The sequence below is a fragment of the Kocuria cellulosilytica genome (assembly GCF_040981245.1).
Classification (GTDB): domain Bacteria; phylum Actinomycetota; class Actinomycetes; order Actinomycetales; family Micrococcaceae; genus Kocuria; species Kocuria cellulosilytica.
The window spans coordinates 38,830-57,645 of record NZ_JAVFWZ010000013.1 but is presented as its reverse complement, the minus strand read 5'-3'; the positions used below and the strand labels follow the sequence as shown (position 1 = coordinate 57,645).

The following is an 18,816-nucleotide window of genomic DNA, read 5'->3' as shown; positions in this document are numbered from 1 at the left end:
CTTTGCGCAAGAGCCGACGGCGATGGGCCCGGGCACCAGCGCGGTACTCGACTACACGGGCCGTCACCTTCTCCAAAGCACCTCGCTGAACGTCCTTGAGGCCGCGGGGTAGTAGCGGTGGCATCGGCCGTCAACCCACGAGGGGCGCCTCCCGTAGGAAGCGCCCCTTGACGGCTGAGCCGTGAACAGGCCGGGATCAGTGCCCCTGAGCAGTGGACCCGGTGGAGGAGCCGGAGCGCCCCCACGCCTCGAGCCCGAAGGACTCGTGCTCGGCAGAGGCCTGCCCGTTGGACCGCTCCGCGCGAGGAGCGGGGGCCGCGTCCTCGGCCGACGGTGCTGTCGGCTCCTGCCGGGTCGAAGCCGGGGCCGCCTGCTGGGGCTTGGAGCCCTCCGCGCGCGGTGCGGTGCCCCACGGCTGCTTGGCCGCTGGCGCGGCGACGACAGGCTGGGCACCCGTCGCAGGTGCCGCCTGCTCGTCCGAGTCCGCGTAATAGGATTTGCCATAGTAGCCGTAATAGCCGGCGTCCGCACCGGTGGTGGGCACGCGGTTGAGCACGACGCCGAGCACGTTGCCGTGGACCTGGTGCAGGTTCTCCAGGGACTTGGACAGCTCGTCCGTGGTGGTCTTCTGCGCGGTGGCCACGATGAGCGCGCCGTCGGCGGAGGCCGTGAGCAGTGCGGCGTCGGTGACCGGCAGCAGCGGGGGAGCGTCCACCAGGACCAGGGCGTCCTCGGCGAGGGTCTCGAGCATGGTGTGCATGGCCTTCGAGGACAGCAGCTCCGTGGGGTTCGGGGCGGTGCGGCCGGCGCCGAGCACCTGCAAGTTGGGGAACTTGTCGTAGGTCTGGAGGACCTCGTCCACCTGCACCTGCCCGGTCAGCACGTCCGTGACGCCCACACCGGCCACGAGCCCGAACAGGTCGGTGATCACCGAGCGGCGGAGGTCCCCGTCCACGACGACGACGTTGCGCCCCGTCGAGGCGATGGCCACCGCCAGGTTCGCGGTGATCGAGGACTTGCCCTCACCCGGCAGGGAGGAGGTGACCACGATCATCCGAGGCGGGCTGTCCACAGACACAAAGCTGAGGTTGGTGCGCAGCTCGCGCAGGGCCTCGGAGAACTCGTGGTGCCCGCGCCCGGCGGAGAAGCCGGTCTCGACGATCTCGCGGTGGTCGGCCAGCCGGTCGTCGGTGGGGATGACGCCGAGGACGGCCACGCCGAAGCCGTCCCGGATCTCCTCGACCGACTTGATGCGGCGGTCCATCTTGTACCGGGCGAAGGCGTAGAGCAGGCCCAGCCCGAGGCCGCCCACGAAGCCGAGGGCGAGGTTGAGCTTGAGGTTCGGCGAGGAGGGTGCCAGCGGCAGCGAGGCGTTGCTGAGCGGCTGGACGGCCACGCGGTTGATCGCGTCCTCGTCGCCCTGGCTCTCGAGCTCCTGCACTTGACCGGCCAGTGCCACGACCCAGGCGTTGGCCAGGTCGGCCGCCTCCGTCGGATCCTCGGCGTCCGCGGTGATGCGCAGTTCCGGGGTTTGCATGGGGACGTCCGTGGCGATGCGCGGCAGCAGCTCCTCCGGCGTCGTGTCCAGCTCGAGGTCCTCGATCACCGTGACGGCCACCGGCCGCGCCGTGGCCAGCGACTCGTAGGAGACGGCCTTGGACTGCGCAAGGTTGTTGCCGGCGAGGGCGCTGGCCAGGTCCTGCTCACCGGTGGCGACCACCAGGCCGGAGGCGGTGGCCGAGTAGATCTTGGGCTGGATCAGCGTCCAGCCGAGCGCGAGCAGCGTGCACAGCAGGGTGATCAGCGTGATGGCCCGCCAGTGCGTGCGCACCAGCCGGAGGAGTTCCCGTGCATCGAGAGCGGGGGCCTCCCGCTCTGCGTCAAGGTGCTCCATGGTTCTCCTCGGGATCGGCTCGGGGGTGGGGGGAGGGGTGGAGGTCACTCGCGGATGCCGTCCTGGTGCTCGCGGAACCAGTCGACGGTGGAGCGGAGGCCCTCGCGCAGGGGGATGCGGGCGGTCCAGCCGGCGGCGGCGAGTTTGGAGACGTCCATGAGCTTGCGGGGGGTGCCGTCGGGCTTGGTGGCGTCCCACTCGATGCGGCCCTCGTAGCCCACAGCTTCGGCCACGAGCCCGGCGAGCTCCTTGATGGTCACGTCGGTGCCGGTGCCCACGTTGACGTGCTCGGGTCCGTCGTAGTGCTCGAGCAGGTGCAGGCAGGCCTCGGCCATGTCGTCCACGTGCAGGAACTCCCGCAGCGGCGACCCGGTGCCCCAGTTGGTGACCGACTCGGCTCCGTCCAGGCGGGCTTCCTCGTAGCGGCGGATCATGGCCGGCAGCACGTGGGAGCCGGTGAGGGAGAAGTTGTCGCCCGGCCCGTAGAGGTTGGTGGGCATCGCCGAGATCCAGGGCAGTCCGTACTGGCGGCGCACGGCCTGGATCTGCAGGATCCCGGCGATCTTGGCGATCGCGTAGGCGTCGTTGGTGGGCTCCAGGTGCCCGGTGAGCAGGTACTCCTCCTTCAGCGGCTGCGGGGCCAGCTTCGGGTAGATGCAGGAGGAGCCCAGGAACAGCACCCGCTCCACCCCGTGCTCCAGGGCGGCGTCGAGGACGTTGACCTGGATCCGCAGGTTCTCGGAGAGGAAGTCCACGGGGTAGGTGTTGTTGGCCAGGATCCCGCCGACCTTCGCCGCGGCCAGCACCACATAGCGCGGCTTGGCCTGGGCGAAGAAGGCGAACACCGCGTCGCGGTCCTTGAGGTCCAGCTCGGCGGAGGTGCGGCCGATGAGGTCGGTGAAGCCCTCGGCGGTGAGCTTGCGCCAGATCGCGGAGCCGACCAGGCCGCGGTGGCCGGCCACGTAGAACGGGGCGGTACGGTCCAGCGGGCCAGGGGTGAAAGTGGAGGAAGCGGTGCTGTCGATCATTTCGGTGGTGTCTGCTGTCATTGTGGCGTGTCTCCGGTCACTTGGCCCAGGAGGCGAGCTCGACGGTGTCGACCCAGCCCTCGGTGTGCTCGAGCATGGCGATGTCGGCGTCGACCATCAGCCGGGCCAGCTCGGGGGCCTTGACGGTGGCCTCCCAGCCCAGCTTGTCCTTGGCCTTGGCGGGGTCACCGATCAGGGCGTCGACCTCGGTGGGGCGCAGGTAGCGCTCGTCGAACTCGACGTGCTCGCGCCAGTCCAGCCCGGCGTGGTCGAAGGAGATCTCCAGGAACTCCCGCACCGTGCACGGGTGCCCGGTGGCCAGCACGAAGTCCTCGGGCTCGTCGGCCTGGAGCATCCGCCACATGCCCTCGACGTACTCGGCGGCGTAGCCCCAGTCGCGGATGGCCTGCAGGTTGCCCATGTAGAGCTTCTCCTGGGTGCCGGCCTTGATCGCGGCCACCGCCCGGGTGATCTTGCGGGTCACGAAGGTCTCGCCGCGGCGGGGGGATTCGTGGTTGAAGAGGATCCCGTTGACCGCGAACATGTCGTAGGCCTCGCGGTAGTTCTTGGTGATCCAGTAGGAGTAGATCTTCGCCGCGCCGTAGGGGGAGCGGGGGTAGAACGGGGTGTCCTCGTGCTGCGGCGGCGGGGTGGCGCCGTACAGCTCGGAGGTGGAGGCCTGGTAGTAGCGGGCGTCCACGTTGGCCAAGCGCATCGCCTCGAGCAGGCGGACGGTGCCGAGCCCGGTGGTGTCCCCGGTGTGCTCGGGCTCCTCGAAGGAGACCTTCACGTGGGACTGGGCGGCGAGGTTGTAGACCTCGTCCGGGCGGATCTGCGCCATCAGCGTCACCAGCCGGGACCCGTCGGACAGGTCGCCGTAGTGCAGGAACAGCTTGGCGTCGGCCTCGTGCGGATCCGAGTAGAGGTGGTCGATCCGGTGGGTGTTGAAGGTCGAGGCGCGGCGGATCAGCCCGTGGACCTCGTAGCCCTTGGCGAGCAGCAGCTCCGCCAGGTAGGAACCGTCCTGACCGGTGATCCCGGTGATGAAAGCCTTCTTGGGGGTGGCGTGCATGATCGTCCTTCGGGGGGAGGGGGTGTGGGCCGTTGAGGGGACAGCTTTATGCTAGTGAATGAACGGGCAAAGCCGGTGATCAGAGCCGGACATGTTGCGTCAAAGATCGAAGCACATCATCCCATCGACGCATGGCGGCGTCCGCGGCGAGGTGCTCCGCGACGTATCCGGGACCGCGTCCGCCGATCTCCGAGGCCAGCGCCCGGTCGCCGCCGAGCTCCTCGGCGGCCTGCAGCAGTCCCGCGGGATCTCCGGAGGCGATGACCCTGCCGGCGCCGGAGGACTCGATCTCACCGGCCGAGGAGCTCTCGTCGTCCACCGCAGCCAGGACGGGGCGCCCGGTGGCGAAGTAGGACGTCAGCTTGCTCGGCACGCACATCTCCCGGAGCTCGGGCTTCTCATTGACGAGCAGGACGTCCGCAGCGGCCAGGGCAGCGGTGTACTCCTCATCGGGCAGAGGCTCGACGAACTCCAGGCTCTTGATGCCCGCGGCCAGCTCCTTGAGCCGCTGCAACTGGTTGCCCGCGCCGAGCAGGACGAACCGCACACGAGAGCCCCGCTCATCGGCGAGCCGGGCGGCGTCCACCACGTTTTCGAGGTACTGCTTCACGCCCATGTTGCCGGCGTGGAGGACGACGACCTCGTTCTCGGACCAGCCCCGACGAGCACGGACCGCCGCGGTGTCGATCGCGTGCTGCGGGCTGATGTGGGACCAGTTCCGGTGGATGAGGGCCCTCTCCGTGGCGACGCCCAGCTCGTTAACAGCGTGGCGGCGGAACCGGTCGTGGATGACGATCACACGGTCCATGGCGCGGAGCACCAGGCCCTCGACGTGCCGCATCACGGGTGCCAGCGCGGCGGCCGAAGTGTGCACCTCCTCGAGGCCCCTGGAGTACAGGTCCTGAATCCAGATCGCCGTTCCGGGACGGCGGCGGCCGAGCTTGGCTCGAAGAGCCGCGATGCCCGAGGAGAACAGGCCGGGATTAACGAACAGGACTACGTCCGGGCGACCCCAGTTCGAGAGGGCCGCGCGAATCCCGAAATGGACTTCCATGAGTAGCCGATTGAACAGCTTGGGCTCCGCGGGCACGTAGTGGCGCAAACGCAACACGTCGATCCCGCGGTGATCCTCCTCCAGCGTCCGGCCGTCGTATCCGTCATAAACCCGCCACTGCGGGTAGTGCGGGAAGCCGGTGATGACGCGGACGTCCCACCCGAGCTCGGTCATGCCTTCGGCGAGGGCCGTGGTGTAGGGAGCGTTGCCGCTGGACTCGGGAGCGTAGTTGATGCCGATGATCGTCAAACGAGGGCGCATGGGGTGCTTTCGTCACACTGGGAGCAACGCCGAGGGGAATCAGCGGCCCACCGGAGGGCATGGGGTATAAATCAGACGATACATGTGAGCGCATTCAGCTTCAGGACGAGGCCCCACGTCGGACCGTGGTTCAGCTCACATGACCTCCCCGCCCCCCACACGTAGAGGTATTCATGACCACCGGCGCTGAGCGCAGCCCTGCCGACTCCGACATACCCGTCATCGACCTCTCCCAGGCGCCCGGTGAGGGCGAAACCTGGAACAGGCCGAAGTGGATGATCTACCTGTGGTCAGCCACCGAGCTCGTCCTCGTCACGAACCCGTGGCAGATCAGCTCCGGCCTACGGGCAAAGGCACTCCGCGCCTTTGGCGCCAAGATCGGCGACGGCGTCATCATCCGGCCCCGTACGCGTATCAAGTTCCCTTGGAACCTAGAGATTGGTGACCGCTCCTGGATCGGCGAAGGCGTGTGGATTCACAATCAAAATCAGGTCACCGTCGGCCATGATTCAGTAATATCCCAAGAAACCTTCATAACAACCGGTAGTCATTCACATAGAAAAGACATGGGTTTAATCACGCGGCCAATTAGTATTGGAAACGGCGTTTGGATAACTGCTCGATGCGTGGTCACGGGAGGGGTGTCGATCGGTCAATCGGCTTTGGTGCAACCCCTCACGCGGGTGTCCGAAGATATACCAGAAAACACCGTGTACGGAGGTGCGAATCCAATCGCAAAAGGAAGGAGGTTTAGACAAGCGCCTAATGAACGGGATAAAGCTTAGGGTATTCGGCATGTTACCCATTGGACATGCACGACGAAATGTGGAAGCGGTGGACATGAATCTGCTCAGGGTGCTAACGCTGGCAAGTAAAACGGGGGCATATGGCGGCCCATTCGACACCGCAAGCCGACAAGCGCAAATCGCATCCGATGCGGGAATGACAGTTGAGCTCGTTGCTGGGACCTTTGCAGGAGACGCGCCGGACTGTCAATCAGCCACATACAAAAAGATTTTCGTTCCGATTCGAAAAATGGGTGTCCACGGAAAATTCGCGACCGCATTATCCGTTGCCATAGTTGTTGAGCTATGGAAGGCCGTAGGTCGAGCACAAATTGTCCACATCAGCTTTTCGCGTGAATTAATACCTATAGTCGCTGCATTATTTTCAGTCCTCCGAGGCCGGCGATTGATCCTTCAACCTCACGGCATGCTCACGTCACGATCGAGCTGGATTCATCAAACTCTCGATCTTGGTGTGCGGAAATTATACGCGAGGGCAGCAACCGTTATAGCATTAACAGAACGGGAGTCAAGCCAACTGGCACTTTGGAGTTGCCGTCCCGAGGTCGAGGTCGTCGCCCTAGGAAACCCTGTCCCTCCGCATGCTAAGGCCCGCATACGGGAGCTCGGTTCGCAGGTAAGTGCAACGTTCATAGCTCGACTACATCCACGGAAAAACGTCGGCACGTTCTTGGATGCCGCGGCTCTTATGACTGCGCAGCAAAACCTGAAATTTACTGTTGTGGGGCCCGACGAAGGCGACCTGCATAAGGTCCGTGCCGCCCTGCGAGACATCCCGAACTTGCAGTACTTAGGGGCTGTAGACGCTCAAAAGGTCCTTGACGTTTTGGATGTTTCCGACGTATTCGTGTTAACTTCTCATAATGAGCCGTGGGGGAACGTTTTGGCCACAGCTCTAAGTATGGGAATCCCAGTGATCGTGAATAAGTCCTCCGCCTTAAGTTACGCCATTAATGAGTACGATGCAGGCGCTGTTGTCCCGGACGGCAAGGCGGGATCCCTGGCTGCAGCTTTGAAGCGACTGACTAGTGACCCCGACTACTACGCCAATTGTTCGTCCAATGCGTTGCGACTTTCGGAAAACCTACTAGATCGCCAGGTTCAAAAAAGCAACCTACTGCGTATATATACTGGCAAATAACTATTTACTCCACACGCATGCACGAAGTCCTGACCGCTGATAGCTAGCCGGAGAAAAAATGTCTGATATAAAATTTAGCATAATCATGCCTAGTTACAACTCGCAAACGTATATCAACGAAGCAATCAACTCCGCAGTCAAGGAGATGTCGGATTTTGACGAGTTGCTCGTACAAGACGGTCAGTCAACCGATGAAACACTGAGTCTGCTGGCCGCGTATGAAGCGCAGTACGACCAGGTGCAAGTTGAGTCCGGCCCTGACAAGGGTCAATCCGATGCACTAAATAAGGCACTTATGCGGGCCACGGGCGACTATGTTGTCTGGCTCAACTCGGACGACGTCCTATTGCCTGGCTCTTTGGCTGCTCTAAGGGCACATATTGAGAAGTCAGATAACATGCCAAGTTTGGTCTTTGGTGGACATCAAGTCTTACGGGCAGACGGATCAGTAATTGGTAGCTATATGCCCCCTCGCCTTGAGCGGCACAAGCTTATGTTGCGCGGTTGTTATGTATTTTCGGGTTCAGTTGCAATTTCTCGATCCCTGTTGCTCGAATCAGGCGGATTCGCAAATCAGTTCGACTATTGTATGGACCTCGACTTATTCTTTCGTCTTCTAGATAAGTCGGCGGATTCTCCGCTCAATGTCCCCGAATACATAGGTGCATTGAGGTGGCACGATGAGTCAAAATCAGGAGATGCTGGATATCGCTTTGTCGGCGACGGTTGGAAAGTGCGTGGCATGTACGCGCGCTCTAGCTTCGACCATGTAGCGCGAATCGGAGCCGCTCTCGTTCAGAGTTTTGCTCTTTTCGCTACGCCCGTTCGACACAGTGTCCTGTACTCAAAACTCAGAGGAAAGGTCCGAAAGTGATTCATAAGTTCGGCAAACTGGCTCGATGCGCTGTAGGTTTGCTTCCTGCTAGCCGTATCAAGAATTACTTGCTAACGACTTTAGGTTACCAAGTAGATCCTCATTGCCGCGTGGGCATATCACTAATGGTGAACGTTGAGTCTGTCATCCTAGCTCCGGGTGTTCGTATCGGCAATTTCAACGTTTTACGAGACCTAAAAATACTAGAAGTTGGCATAGCAGGGTCTATCGGTTCTTGGAATTGGATCTCTGCATCACGGGAATATAGTTCCTTCCGTGTTCCGGACCAGTCCAGGACGCTTCGCATGGACCAGCACAGTGCAGTCACAAGCCGACATTACATGGATTGCTCTGGTGGTGTCGCCATAGGAAGGCACTCGACTGTTGCTGGTCAACGCTCGACGATTCTTAGTCATGGCATTGACTTTGAGCGGAATGTACAAACGCTAAAACCGGTGTCCATCGGTCAATATGCATTTATATCAACCGGATGCATTATTGTTGGAGGATCACATGTGGGGGACAGGTGTGTTGTAGCTGCAGGGGGAGTTGTCAGTGGTTCGATCCAGCATGCTGAAGGGCCCAGTCTGTGGGGCGGAGTGCCGGCTCGTTTTATCAAGAAATTGGACGGGGACTACTTTGTGAGAGAGCGTGGATATGTGAAGACGGAAATCATCCAAGGTTGATGCAGCCTTTTCATTGATGTGCCAGCCTACACATAGATAGTGTAAGTCGTGCGGCGATCTGTAATTAACGTACAACCAGCCAGTCTAAGAAGTACTCCAGCCGACTAACCTATGGCGAACGGGGTGTTGTGGCGCTTGCTCGAGCGTTTCCGTCTTTATGCAGTGCAGCTGTAGAAGATTTCTCACTGTGGCGATAGGCTTGAAGCGAACATTGGAGTGGTACTGCTTATGCCAGGCAACGAGCGTGAAAACTGAAGGAGATAGTGTGGGCAATATGCTTTGGGTTACTGTGCGCAAATTATTGCCGCACTTGCCGATGAAGGTCAAACGTCATGTGCTGTGGTGGATGACATATAGGCGGCCGGTTCCCCGTAATCCTCAAACATTTATGGAGAAAGTTCATTGGCGCATTACGAACGATCGGCGGGAGATCATTGCCAGAGGCGGTGATAAAGTTGAAATGAAGAAGCATGCGGCGTCTGCATGTCCGTCTGTCCTTATTCCCGAAACGCTTTGGTACGGGGACGACTTAGATTCAATTGCTGACACGGATTGGGGCTGTGAGTGGGTGTTGAAGCCCATCTCCGGGGCGGGCTACGCGGAGTTTGGCCACGGATCCTTACTGTCTTCTGGGATTGATCTTGGAGCGGTCAAGTCATGGCGTTATGAGGAGGCTGTCACAGTTCAGGGGGAGTGGGCTTACTCGCAAGCGCGAAGTGGCTACCTCATTGAGAGAAAAATCCCCACCTCGAACGGGGATCTGCCCAACGACCACAGGTTCTTCGTGTTTGATGGCGTCGTGAAGCTTGTTCAAGTCGACTCCCCTAGGTTTCAAGGGGTTCGTCGGCGCTTTTACACGCCCGAATGGGAGCCGTTGGAGGATCGCCACGGCGATAAACGTCTGGCGGATGTAGTTTCCCGCCCCGTTAATTTGAATGTTATGTTGAGAATGGCTTCTGAAATCGGTGCGGAATATGACTTTATACGCGTCGACCTTTATGATACGCCGGATGGAATTTATTTCGGGGAAATTACTCCTTACCCGACTGGCGGACTTACAAAATTCAGTAATCATCAGTTCGATTTGAAGCTCGGTCGTGCATGGATATTGCCTCAGGTTTGATGGTCAATTTTGCTAGCTGTAAGAGGGCATGACGTTATTGGCACGGATCGGGACGCGTGAGGCCGAAGGCTGATCGCCACAGGCGGTATGGGGCCGTTGGTAGTTCAAGTGGTTCGCCCACACCCCGATGGCGTCCCTGTCCCGTGACGGGTCTGTTGGAGGCTTTCATTCCACGGAAGGATGAGAGTCATGGGAGCACCGAGGAAGTACCCCGACGAGTTGCGTGAGCGCGCCACTCGGATGGCGGTGGAGGCCCGGCGGGACCCTGCGACGAAGGTCGGGGCGCTGGCGCGGATCGGGCAGCAGCTGGGAATCAATCCGGAGACGCTGCGGAACTGGGTCAGACAGGCCGAGGTCGACGAGGGATACCGACCGGGGACCACCACCGATGACGCCCAGCGGCTGGCCGAGCTGGAGAAGCAAGTCCGGGAGCTCCGCAGGGCCAACGCCATTCTGCGGTCGGCCTCGGCTTTCTTCGCGGCGGAGCTCGACCGCCCACACAACAGGTAGTGGCTTACATCGACGCCCACAAGGACGAGTTCTGGGTCGAGCCGATCTGCAGGGTCCTCCGAGACGCCGGTGTGCAGATCGCCCCGAGCACCTACTACGCCGCCAAGACCCGGTCGCCCTCGGCGCGGTCGGTCAGCGACGCGGCCACGACGGAAGTAATCCAGAAGGTGCACGCGGACAACTACGGGGTCTACGGGGTCACCAAGGTCCACGCCGAGCTGCGCCGGAACGGCCACCGGGTGGCTCGATGCATGGTGCACCGGCTGATGAGGGCGGCCGGGCTGCGCGGGATCATCCGGTCCAAGGGCCCGCGGACCACGGTGGCCGGCACCGGCCCGGACACCCGCCCGGATCTGGTGGAGCGGTCTTTCACCGCCGCCGCCCCGGACCGGCTGTGGGTCGCGGACATCACCTACTGCAGAACGTTCGCCGGGTGGGTCTACGCCGCCTTCGTCATCGACGTGTTCTCCCGCCTGATCGTGGTCTGGCAGCTGTCGACCTCGTTGCGCACGGACCTGGCTCTGGACGCTCTTGAGATGGGGTTGTGGACCCGATCCCACGGCGGCCATGACACCAGTGGGGTGGTCCATCACAGCGACAAGGGCGTGCAGTATGTCGCGGTGCGCTACACCCAGCGGTTGGCCGAGGCCGGGGCGGTGACCGCGGTGGGATCCACCGGGGATTCGTATGACAATGCCCTCGCAGAGGCGTTGAACTCGCTGTTCAAGGCCGAGCTGATCCGTAACAGGGGTCCCTGGAAGTCGATCGACGACCTGGAGATCGCGGTGGCCGAGTACGTCGACTGGTTCAATCACCGGCGCCTGCACGGGAAGATCGGGCTCGTGCCCCCGGCGGAGTACGAGGACGCCTACTATCGTCACCACACCGCCTCGTCGACCGCCGGAGCGGCACTACCGAGTCTCTACTGAACTCGTCACGGGACTAGAGGGCAAATCCCACAAACAAGCACTCATCGCCCTCGCACGCCGCCGCCTCAACGTCATCTGGGCCATGCTCCGTGACCACACCGCCTACCGAGAACCGACGCCCACCCGGGAACTCCTCACTGCTTGACAACAGCATTGAGATTCCCAGTGCCCGGGGAACGCACGATCCTCGGCCTCAGCGGGGCGCGCCGAGAGGACGACATCGGCGGTGACATGCCCTTGCGGCTTGTTCTGTGAGCGCGCCATGGGAGTCCGCAGCGCCCGGCCGGCGCGCAGACACGCGACCAACTCGCGCCTGAGCGCGCCACGCCCCTGGATGAACAGTGACTGATAGATCGCCTCGTGGCTGATGCGCATGGAGTCATCATCGGGGAAGTCGCCCCTCAGCCGGTGGGCGATTTGCTCTGGACTCCACGCCGTCGACCATCGGCGGTCCTGCCGGTGCGGCTTGTTCAACCCTTTCCACGCCGGCGTCTCGGAGCCCGTGACGATCGTGCCGTCGGATCGGCGCACGTTCCCGGCGAGCCGTTCCTGTACGTACTCACGCAACGCGTCGTTGTTCACGAGCTTCGCTGTCTTCGGGCGCTTCCCGGCCTGCTGCGTCTTCCACTGCACCACCAGGGCCCGGTAGACCTGCTTGCCGCCCCTAGTTGCCGCGTTGCGGCGCAGCTCGCGAGAGACCGTCCCGGGGTCGCGTCCGATCCGGCGGGCGATCTCGCGCACGCCGAGCTCCTGGGCACGCAGCAGCGCGATCTCCTCCCTCTCGGCGAACGACAAGCATCGACCCGTGGGTTCGTCCAGGCTGATCGGCGACATGCCGCCAGCCTGACGGAACCAGCGGGCCCCGACCAGCCAGGACACACCAATGGACTCCGTGGCCTCGACCGTCGTCACACCTGATGCGATCCGCCGCCAGAACTCCCGTTGCACCGCGCGCGAGGGCTCAGGCCGGCCCGGTGAGCGCATCGACGGTCGCAGTGCCCGATCCGCCGCCCGCTGCCGTCGTGCACCTTTCGGCGCTTCGGGTATCTGCTTCTTGCGACTGGCCATCGCGCACCTCCATGATCGAGGTGTTGCGACGACCGGTTGAATCCGCCGACCCAACCTGACCTGTCGGTGAATCAGTCTCGTTGAAAATCCCCTGGAAGGCCGGCTACACGATCCGCGCCCGCTGCTCCAGTTCCGTCCGCACCAAGGTCGAGCGCACGAGCCTCTGTAGCGTCTCCCTGTCGCTCTGGCCCAACAACAGCGGGACCGCAGGATGGGTTGCCATAACTCATCATCCCACTGCTTCATCACCTTGAAGACGTGCCCGTGGCAATCAGTTGCCAGCGCCATGAGTCCTGACCCGGGCACATAGCGTCATGACTCTCAAGTTCAGTGTTGACCCCAATCCCAAACGGCTTACCGTCTCAAATTTCGCGCTTGACGATACACGCATTGCGTCGCGTAAAAGGGGTCCAAAGCTCGGAGCTGGGTTTTAGCAATCGGGCGCGTCTCCTTGAATAAAAAATTTCCCAGACAACTTGCGGTAGCGTGAGCAAGAACGGTGGAACACGCGGCACCTGTGGCCCCAAAAATGGGGATCAAATAAAAATTGAGCCCAATGTTGATAAAAGCAGCAAGGCAGGCAAAGATAAGCTGGAATCGATGCAGACGTGCAGCTGCGACCCATATCCCTTGTATTACCCCGACGAAAACGAAGGGAACAGAAAACAATAAGATTTGCAAGAGTTCAGCGCTAGGGTTGTAAGCTTCCCCGTATAATAATGCAATAACGAACGGAGAGGCGAACCAGCCGCAAATAACGATAATATAGCCGATCCCGGAAATTAATCCCAACACAAAGCGCATTCTGGCGAAAAAGCGGTCATGACTAATCTCGTACAACTTGAAAGCTGCTGGCATGAATAGCGTGGAAACAATAGTCGGAATAAAAGCGAGGGAGTCACTTAAGTTGGCAGCCGCCGAGTATAGGCCCACTTGGGCCGAGTCAGTCATGTATAAAAGCATGGGTTGATCCGCCCGCATGTATAGCATGACTGCCAAGGAGGAAAAAAACATTGGGACGCTCGAGCGAATAATGTCCTTTCGGATCGTGTGATTTGCCCGAACTTTTTTGAACGGCTCCCGCGTGCGGCGATAATCAATGGCAAATAGGATTCCAGTAATCGCATGTTCAAGCACTACAAATACTGCCAACGCCCATAACGACTCTGTAGTAACGGCGATTATAAGGCGTCCGATGCCCGAAATGAGAATACCAGAAAGCCGAATGACCGCAGCCCGGTGATTCAAACTCCTTGCTTTATACCAAGCATCAAAACCCCAAAATGGTCGTGCTAAAAACGAAAAACTAAGAATAGCAATGAGATTTCTAGTCTCACCCGCCGGCGCCAAGAGAGCAACAGTGAGCATTACCGTTGCACCCAACACGCAACCCAAAATCGTTAAACGCACACCAAATGACACAATACCGCGACTAACGCCAGAACGTTTTTGGGCTGAACTGAGGCTTCGAACGACTGGCACATGCCCTAACGTAGATAGGGGCATGGCAATCGCAAGAATACTAGTTGCCGCACCCAGGTATCCATAAATGGATGGACCAAGTTCACGCAGCAGGACAACATTCACTACGGCCACTGCAAGTAGCTGTCCGACCTTTTCGACGAAGAGGTACGTTGCATCACGCCTCGCCCGATTGTTCAGCATCAAACCGCCCCGTGCGAGTGAGGGCCCGAACCGGCTAGCTGTTTACCGCGCGCGATGCCTCGCTTAGCGCATGGGAAAGCTGCAAGGCCCACGGCGAGAGAGATTGCAACAGGAAAACGCGTAGTGTCGCCCAAAGGGGACACGAACAGGTGTACGCCGCCGCTTAGGATAACAAACGTGGCCAAAAGATTTTTAGACGATATTCCATAGCTAAGGGCCCGCACCCAAGGATGTAGCAACGAAATAATCAAGGGAATGGCAAATAGGCCAGCTTGAACCAATAAACCCAAAAAAATGGAATGAAGGGGAAGGGAGTCTACAACAAACAATCGATTAAAATCGGATAAATTTATGGTATAGCCGTGCAAAACATACCAATTATATACTTCTCCCATATGCCGACTATCTACGGCGGCTGTGGGTCCCCAGCCGAATATCGGGGACCTAATCCAAGCGGCGGCGAGTAATATTATCTCCTTTCTTGCCCCTGGGAGAACGCCAAATTCTCCGTTTTGATCACTATACTTTGTTGCGGAATCCTCGCCCAACAGTCCTGTTTGCGCATAATAGGAATAAATTTTAACAACGCCGAAGACCGTCGCGCTAATCAATGCGAAGCAGCCTATCATTTGGTAATTTGTGAATCGACTTTTGCTCCGCCTTATAAGAACTAAAAGCACGGATAGCATAAGAATTCCGGCAAGAGATCGAGAACCCATGATAAAGTGAAGTGAGGCTAGGCTAATCAATATAAGAGGCATCACAAATTGGCTGCTACTTATTATTGACCTATGCGTTAGCGCGAGAATGACAATCACTGTTAGAGCATTGCCAAGCCCAAACTTCCAGGGGTCAATTAGAATCTCGGGAGTTGGTGAAACATAAAAACCGAGTATCTCACCCAACGCCGATCCCAACATTATTGGCGCTAAGCGCCCGGGAATGTCGTCCTTCAAAAAATGAGCCAGTGCGACTATCGAAAGTATAAAAATTCCATAGCCGCCAGTTGTCCGTAAAATTGAGTCGCCGCCAAACCCATAGGCCGCGTTCGCCGCAATAAAACCCAACAGTAATAGTGTCAAGCAAAAGAAGTACGGCACAACGGTCGCCGGTATTCGCTTGCGATTTATTATCTGCAGCAGAAGATAGCCCAGGAGTAGAAATTCCGCGATAGACACCCGTGCGCCAAAATCGATGAAGATTGATGTTAGGAGCCCTAGGCCGGTGGCGATCAGGGTGCCCGTACGTTTATGGGAGGTCACTGCACGGAGCGGGTAGCCGAATTTTGAGCCTGGCATACTCTGGCGCTGGTTTGTCATGTTTCCCATTGCGATTTGCCTTGGCCCCTAGAATTCTCTTTGTCTAATTGTGCATGGAGTCTTGTTTAGATCGTTAAGTTTTTGGAAGGCCGCGGTGTATCCCTACGACAACGGTACCGGGTCTGACGCTGCTCAGTACGATAGACCCGGCCCCTATCTTGGCCCCAAAACCAATGTTTATATCTCCGAGTAGGACGGCGTGTGCGCCTAATGTAACGCCATCTTCAATGCGTGGATTCCGGACGGGGTCTTCTTCTGTGCGCCTTTGTCCCAAGGTGACACCCTGCATAATAGTAGCATTTGCGCCTATTTCTGATGATTTTCCTATGACGATTCCCGTCGGGTGCCTAATAATCACTCCCGGACCAATTCGAGCACCGGGAACGATGTCAATTCCGTGTAGACGGTGGTTGCGTGCAGCTATGAGTCGACTTACCACCCGATAACCGGCGTCCCAGCAGAGGAACTGTAACCTCATATAAAATATGGCACGAGTGCCCGGGTCCCACTTGGTATACCAAACGACCCGCAGTTTTGATGTTTGGGGCCACATCCGTGCAATATCTTGGTGCCAATGTGATTTAAACCGATTTAGTGCACTCTGTGTCATTGTTGTTCCTTTGTGGCCAAAATTGACAGTTTCCTGAGTAGACTGACCACGGGACGCCGCACCCGGTGACTTACATGCTCTAAAGTGATCCGTGCGGCGTACGAGTTTTGATATTGACGGTTGTGTCTTACTGTTAAAGGTAGGTTTATGTCGTCGGACAAGGGACGCGCTTGAATCGCACTGAATCTCGATTTTCCACTTGTATGAGTTCCGGAGGCGTCATGCCCGATATTCGTTATCGTGTTTTGCGTGGGTATGGCACATAACAAGTTTTGCTCAGCCAAGTAGTTTAGCCATGGTATAGCCCACGAGTTGAGGGCTCCTCGAGCTGCCTTTTTGATTAAGTAATTTCTATAGGGCCAGCCGATTCCGTAATAGCGAACGGATCTGGCGGTTGGGGTGGGAATAGTCCCGATACGCCTGTAGTGTTGCCATCTAGTGGACCACGTGCCCCATCCCCATATGTGTCCTTCGCTGAATATGGCGTCATGATCCGTGTGTGTAAAGCTTCCAAGGAAATTGGTGCCTGTAACCATACCAACGGCCTCATTTTCCGCATACCTTTCCAGGACCGATTGAGAGAAACGAAAGAAGTCCTGGTTTGGTAAGCAGTCGTCTTCTAGGACAACTCCACGTGATTCATTAGCGAAAAATATATCTAGACTCTTTTCGATCGATTTACGAACGCCTAGGTTCGACGAATGATACAATTTTTTGACTGTGCATTCCCATATGAATTCGTCTACTACTTTTTTGGCCATTTCGTTTGCTGCGATTTCTGTGGGTATGTTCCTTGCGCCGTCTATAGCCACATATAAAATAGACGGTTTGTGGGCGTGGACGGCTCGTAGCACTTCGCGAAGTTTATCGGGCCTTGCATGCCCCAAGACAATGACTGGAATGCTCAAGTATATTCCTTTTTACTTGTCGAATGGTCGCTTTTCTCGCAGAGGAGAACGCTATAGTGCTTCTGTCGGGAAGCCTTTTGCGATCGATTCGTCATGTTGTGTGGGGTGTAAGCTGAGACCTTCTGCAAACTGTCAGTAGGCTCCGTCTCTGGCCAGAACCGCTTTGAATGTGCGCGCCAAAATTAGTATGTCCTGGACTGGCGACCAGTTCTCCACGTAATAGAGATCCAGGCGCACCGACTGTTCCCAGTCCAGGTTCGATCGCCCGGAGACCTGCCACAGTCCGGTGATGCCCGGCCGCACGCGCAGCCGGCGGTGGACGTAGTCCTCGTACTGCTCGACCTCGGCGGGGAGCGGGGGGCGGGGGCCCACCAGGGACATCTCGCCCTTGAGCACGTTGAGGAACTGTGGGAGCTCGTCCAGGCTGTAGCGGCGCATCCACTTGCCGGGGGTGGTGACGCGGGGGTCGTCTTTCATCTTGAACAGCAGGCCGGCGCCCTCGTTCTGCTCCTTGAGGCGCTGCAGTACCTGCTCGGCGTCGGTGCGCATGCTGCGGAACTTCAACATCTTGAAGCGGCTTCCGTCTTGGCCGATGCGCTCCTGCGCGAAAAAGGCGGGGCCCTTGTCGTGCGCCTTGACGATGATCGTCAGGGCCAGCAGGACGGGGGAGAGAATGAGAAGGGCCGTCGCAGAGCCTGCAATGTCCATCAGCCGCTTGGTCAGCGCCCGGCTTCGGCTCAGCCGCGGGGTGGCCACGTGGATGAGGGGGAGTCCTGCGACCTGCTGCATGTGGATGCGGGGGCCGGCGATGTCGGTGAGGCCGGTGTCCATGACCAGGCGGATGTGGGCGTCGGCGAGCTCCCAGCTGAGGTGGCGGATCTCCGTGGTGCTCAGCGGCACGTTGGAGGACAGCACCACGGTCTCGATGCCGTGCCGGCGGCAGGCGTCCATGACGCCCCGCACGGAGGGCCGTTCACCCGGCGCCAGGGCGTTGGGGGGCAGATTCAGGCGCTGCAACTCGACGGGGAGCGGCTTGCGGGTCTCGGGGACGTAGACGGCGGCGGCCTCGAGCCCGGACGTGGGGTACTGGCGCAGCGACTTGATGAGGTCGACGGCGCCACCCAGGCGACCGACCACCATCGTCCGGGAGAGGGCCTCACCCCGGTAGCGGGCCTTGACCAGCCGGTCCCGCACGCCGAACCGGCCGAGGATGAGCAGGCCGATGCCGAGGGGCAGGGCGATGAGGACGTAGCTGCGGGCGGTGGGGATCTCGAAGCCGAAGGAGATGATGGCGATCGCGCCGAACAGGATGAGGCTCGAGTGCACCACCTGCCGGGTCTCCTCCATGCCGTGGCCGATGAGCCGGACGTCCCGGGCGCCGCGCAGGCCCAGGTGCATCCACCAGACGAACGCGAGCACGATGCCGACGATCCAGTACGGCACGGACAGCGGGCCCAGGTGCAGGCCGGCGTGCTCCAGCTGGAAGCGCACCAGGTGGGTGCCCAGGAGGGTGACCATCAGCGCGACGCCGTCGGCCCAGCGCAGGCGATTGAGGTAGGCGGAGCGCCATCCGGTCTGGGACGCCGGGGTGCGCTCGGCGTGGACCTGATGACGCTGGTCGGTCTGCTCCCGGGTGTGATGCTGCGCTGCCGCGTGGGCGACCTGATCGACCTTGAGCATGCTGGTGCTCCCTCCCCGAACAAAGCACGCGGCCACCTGGGGTTGTCTCCTTCAGCCCGTGGAGGAGACGGTGGGCCGCGCGCTGCATTGCACTTGTCACCAGTTTAGGGGCGCAAATGGATGAATCTGGCACTATGACGAAAGGTGTTTGCACTTGCACTTGACGATGCCGAGAACTCGCGGAGCAG

At 59.6% G+C, this 18,816-nt stretch carries 13 protein-coding genes, 3 pseudogenes and 1 other annotated feature; of the genes and pseudogenes, 7 read left to right on the top strand and 9 right to left on the bottom strand.

Annotated features, from left to right (window positions below):
• Window positions 1–196: 196 nt before the first annotated feature.
• The 4 genes from RCG67_RS15855 to RCG67_RS15840 form a co-directional block, all read right to left on the bottom strand.
• Window positions 197–1,894, bottom strand: a complete 1,698-nt coding sequence (locus RCG67_RS15855) for a tyrosine-protein kinase domain-containing protein (RefSeq protein WP_368827650.1) — start codon at window positions 1,892–1,894, stop codon at window positions 197–199.
• A gap of 44 nt (window positions 1,895–1,938) precedes the next feature.
• Window positions 1,939–2,943 carry a GDP-L-fucose synthase family protein gene (locus RCG67_RS15850; RefSeq protein WP_368827649.1) on the bottom strand — a complete coding sequence of 335 codons (1,005 nt, stop codon included), beginning with the start codon at window positions 2,941–2,943 and terminating at the stop codon, window positions 1,939–1,941.
• Window positions 2,944–2,959: 16 nt separating this feature from the next.
• Window positions 2,960–3,994 (bottom strand): GDP-mannose 4,6-dehydratase, encoded by a 1,035-nt coding sequence (gene gmd, locus RCG67_RS15845; RefSeq protein WP_368827648.1) that lies wholly within the window; start codon window positions 3,992–3,994, stop codon window positions 2,960–2,962.
• Window positions 3,995–4,073: 79 nt separating this feature from the next.
• The gene (locus RCG67_RS15840; protein WP_368827647.1) at window positions 4,074–5,297 is read right to left on the bottom strand and encodes a glycosyltransferase family 4 protein; all 1,224 of its coding nucleotides are present in this window, start codon (window positions 5,295–5,297) and stop codon (window positions 4,074–4,076) included.
• A 185-nt stretch (window positions 5,298–5,482) separates the two neighbouring features.
• Between RCG67_RS15840 and RCG67_RS15835 the strand changes: the two genes are divergently transcribed.
• The 5 genes from RCG67_RS15835 (at window position 5,483) to RCG67_RS15815 (ending at window position 9,939) form a co-directional block, all read left to right on the top strand.
• Window positions 5,483–6,094: an LbetaH domain-containing protein gene (locus tag RCG67_RS15835; protein ID WP_368827646.1), complete on the top strand. Its 612-nt coding sequence runs from the start codon at window positions 5,483–5,485 to the stop codon at window positions 6,092–6,094.
• On the top strand, window positions 6,075–7,256 hold the full coding sequence (locus RCG67_RS15830; protein WP_368827644.1) for a glycosyltransferase family 4 protein: 1,182 nt from the start codon (window positions 6,075–6,077) through the stop codon (window positions 7,254–7,256). Before RCG67_RS15835 ends, RCG67_RS15830 begins: the two co-directional genes overlap by 20 nt.
• 85 nt (window positions 7,257–7,341) lie before the next feature.
• Window positions 7,342–8,130, top strand: a complete 789-nt coding sequence (locus RCG67_RS15825) for a glycosyltransferase (protein WP_368827642.1) — start codon at window positions 7,342–7,344, stop codon at window positions 8,128–8,130.
• Between the two features lie 305 nt (window positions 8,131–8,435).
• A complete protein-coding gene (locus RCG67_RS15820) occupies window positions 8,436–8,816 on the top strand; it encodes an acyltransferase (RefSeq protein ID WP_368827640.1) in 381 nt (126 codons plus the stop codon).
• A 244-nt stretch (window positions 8,817–9,060) separates the two neighbouring features.
• Entirely contained in the window at window positions 9,061–9,939 is an 879-nt protein-coding gene (locus RCG67_RS15815; RefSeq protein WP_368827638.1) for an ATP-grasp fold amidoligase family protein, read from the top strand.
• Between the two features lie 12 nt (window positions 9,940–9,951).
• Here the strand turns inward: RCG67_RS15815 and RCG67_RS15810 are convergent.
• Window positions 9,952–10,077: pseudogene (locus tag RCG67_RS15810) on the bottom strand (IS481 family transposase); the annotation flags it as partial.
• A 51-nt stretch (window positions 10,078–10,128) separates the two neighbouring features.
• Here RCG67_RS15810 and RCG67_RS15805 point away from each other — a divergent pair.
• Both RCG67_RS15805 and RCG67_RS15800 read left to right on the top strand, forming a co-directional pair.
• Window positions 10,129–11,378, top strand: a protein-coding gene (locus RCG67_RS15805) for an IS3 family transposase (protein ID WP_368827636.1) whose coding sequence is annotated in 2 segments (ribosomal slippage) — window positions 10,129–10,408 and window positions 10,408–11,378 — 1,251 coding nt in all. Because the reading frame shifts where the segments join, the coding sequence is not laid out codon by codon here.
• Window positions 10,407–10,535: a sequence feature (AL1L pseudoknot), on the top strand. (Overlaps the previous gene by 129 nt.)
• 16 nt (window positions 11,379–11,394) lie before the next feature.
• Window positions 11,395–11,523, top strand: a pseudogene (locus tag RCG67_RS15800) (IS110 family transposase); the annotation flags it as partial.
• Here RCG67_RS15800 and RCG67_RS15795 read toward each other — a convergent pair.
• The 4 genes and pseudogenes from RCG67_RS15795 to RCG67_RS15780 all read right to left on the bottom strand — a co-directional run.
• Window positions 11,505–12,362, bottom strand: a pseudogene (locus RCG67_RS15795) (transposase); the annotation flags it as partial. The pseudogenes RCG67_RS15800 and RCG67_RS15795 overlap by 19 nt on opposite strands.
• Window positions 12,363–12,800: 438 nt before the next feature.
• Window positions 12,801–14,111: a flippase gene (locus tag RCG67_RS15790; protein WP_368827634.1), complete on the bottom strand. Its 1,311-nt coding sequence runs from the start codon at window positions 14,109–14,111 to the stop codon at window positions 12,801–12,803.
• Window positions 14,111–15,430, bottom strand: a complete 1,320-nt coding sequence (locus RCG67_RS15785; RefSeq protein WP_368827632.1) for a hypothetical protein — start codon at window positions 15,428–15,430, stop codon at window positions 14,111–14,113. The genes RCG67_RS15790 and RCG67_RS15785 overlap by 1 nt, the downstream gene beginning before the upstream one ends.
• A gap of 1,650 nt (window positions 15,431–17,080) precedes the next feature.
• The gene (locus RCG67_RS15780; RefSeq protein WP_368827630.1) at window positions 17,081–18,628 is read right to left on the bottom strand and encodes a sugar transferase; all 1,548 of its coding nucleotides are present in this window, start codon (window positions 18,626–18,628) and stop codon (window positions 17,081–17,083) included.
• Window positions 18,629–18,816: the final 188 nt, after the last annotated feature.

Bases quoted from the DNA above. Each gene is read 5' to 3' on its own strand.
- RCG67_RS15855 (WP_368827650.1), bottom strand. From the start codon at position 1,894: ATGGAGCACCTTGACGCAGAGCGGGAGGCCCCCGCTCTCGATGCACGG.
- RCG67_RS15830 (WP_368827644.1), top strand. From the start codon at position 6,075: ATGAACGGGATAAAGCTTAGGGTATTCGGCATGTTACCCATTGGACAT.
- RCG67_RS15850 (WP_368827649.1), bottom strand. From the start codon at position 2,943: ATGACAGCAGACACCACCGAAATGATCGACAGCACCGCTTCCTCCACT.
- RCG67_RS15780 (WP_368827630.1), bottom strand. From the start codon at position 18,628: ATGCTCAAGGTCGATCAGGTCGCCCACGCGGCAGCGCAGCATCACACC.
- gmd (WP_368827648.1), bottom strand. From the start codon at position 3,994: ATGCACGCCACCCCCAAGAAGGCTTTCATCACCGGGATCACCGGTCAG.
- RCG67_RS15785 (WP_368827632.1), bottom strand. From the start codon at position 15,430: ATGACAAACCAGCGCCAGAGTATGCCAGGCTCAAAATTCGGCTACCCG.
- RCG67_RS15825 (WP_368827642.1), top strand. From the start codon at position 7,342: ATGCCTAGTTACAACTCGCAAACGTATATCAACGAAGCAATCAACTCC.
- RCG67_RS15835 (WP_368827646.1), top strand. From the start codon at position 5,483: ATGACCACCGGCGCTGAGCGCAGCCCTGCCGACTCCGACATACCCGTC.
- RCG67_RS15790 (WP_368827634.1), bottom strand. From the start codon at position 14,111: ATGCTGAACAATCGGGCGAGGCGTGATGCAACGTACCTCTTCGTCGAA.
- RCG67_RS15820 (WP_368827640.1), top strand. From the start codon at position 8,436: ATGGACCAGCACAGTGCAGTCACAAGCCGACATTACATGGATTGCTCT.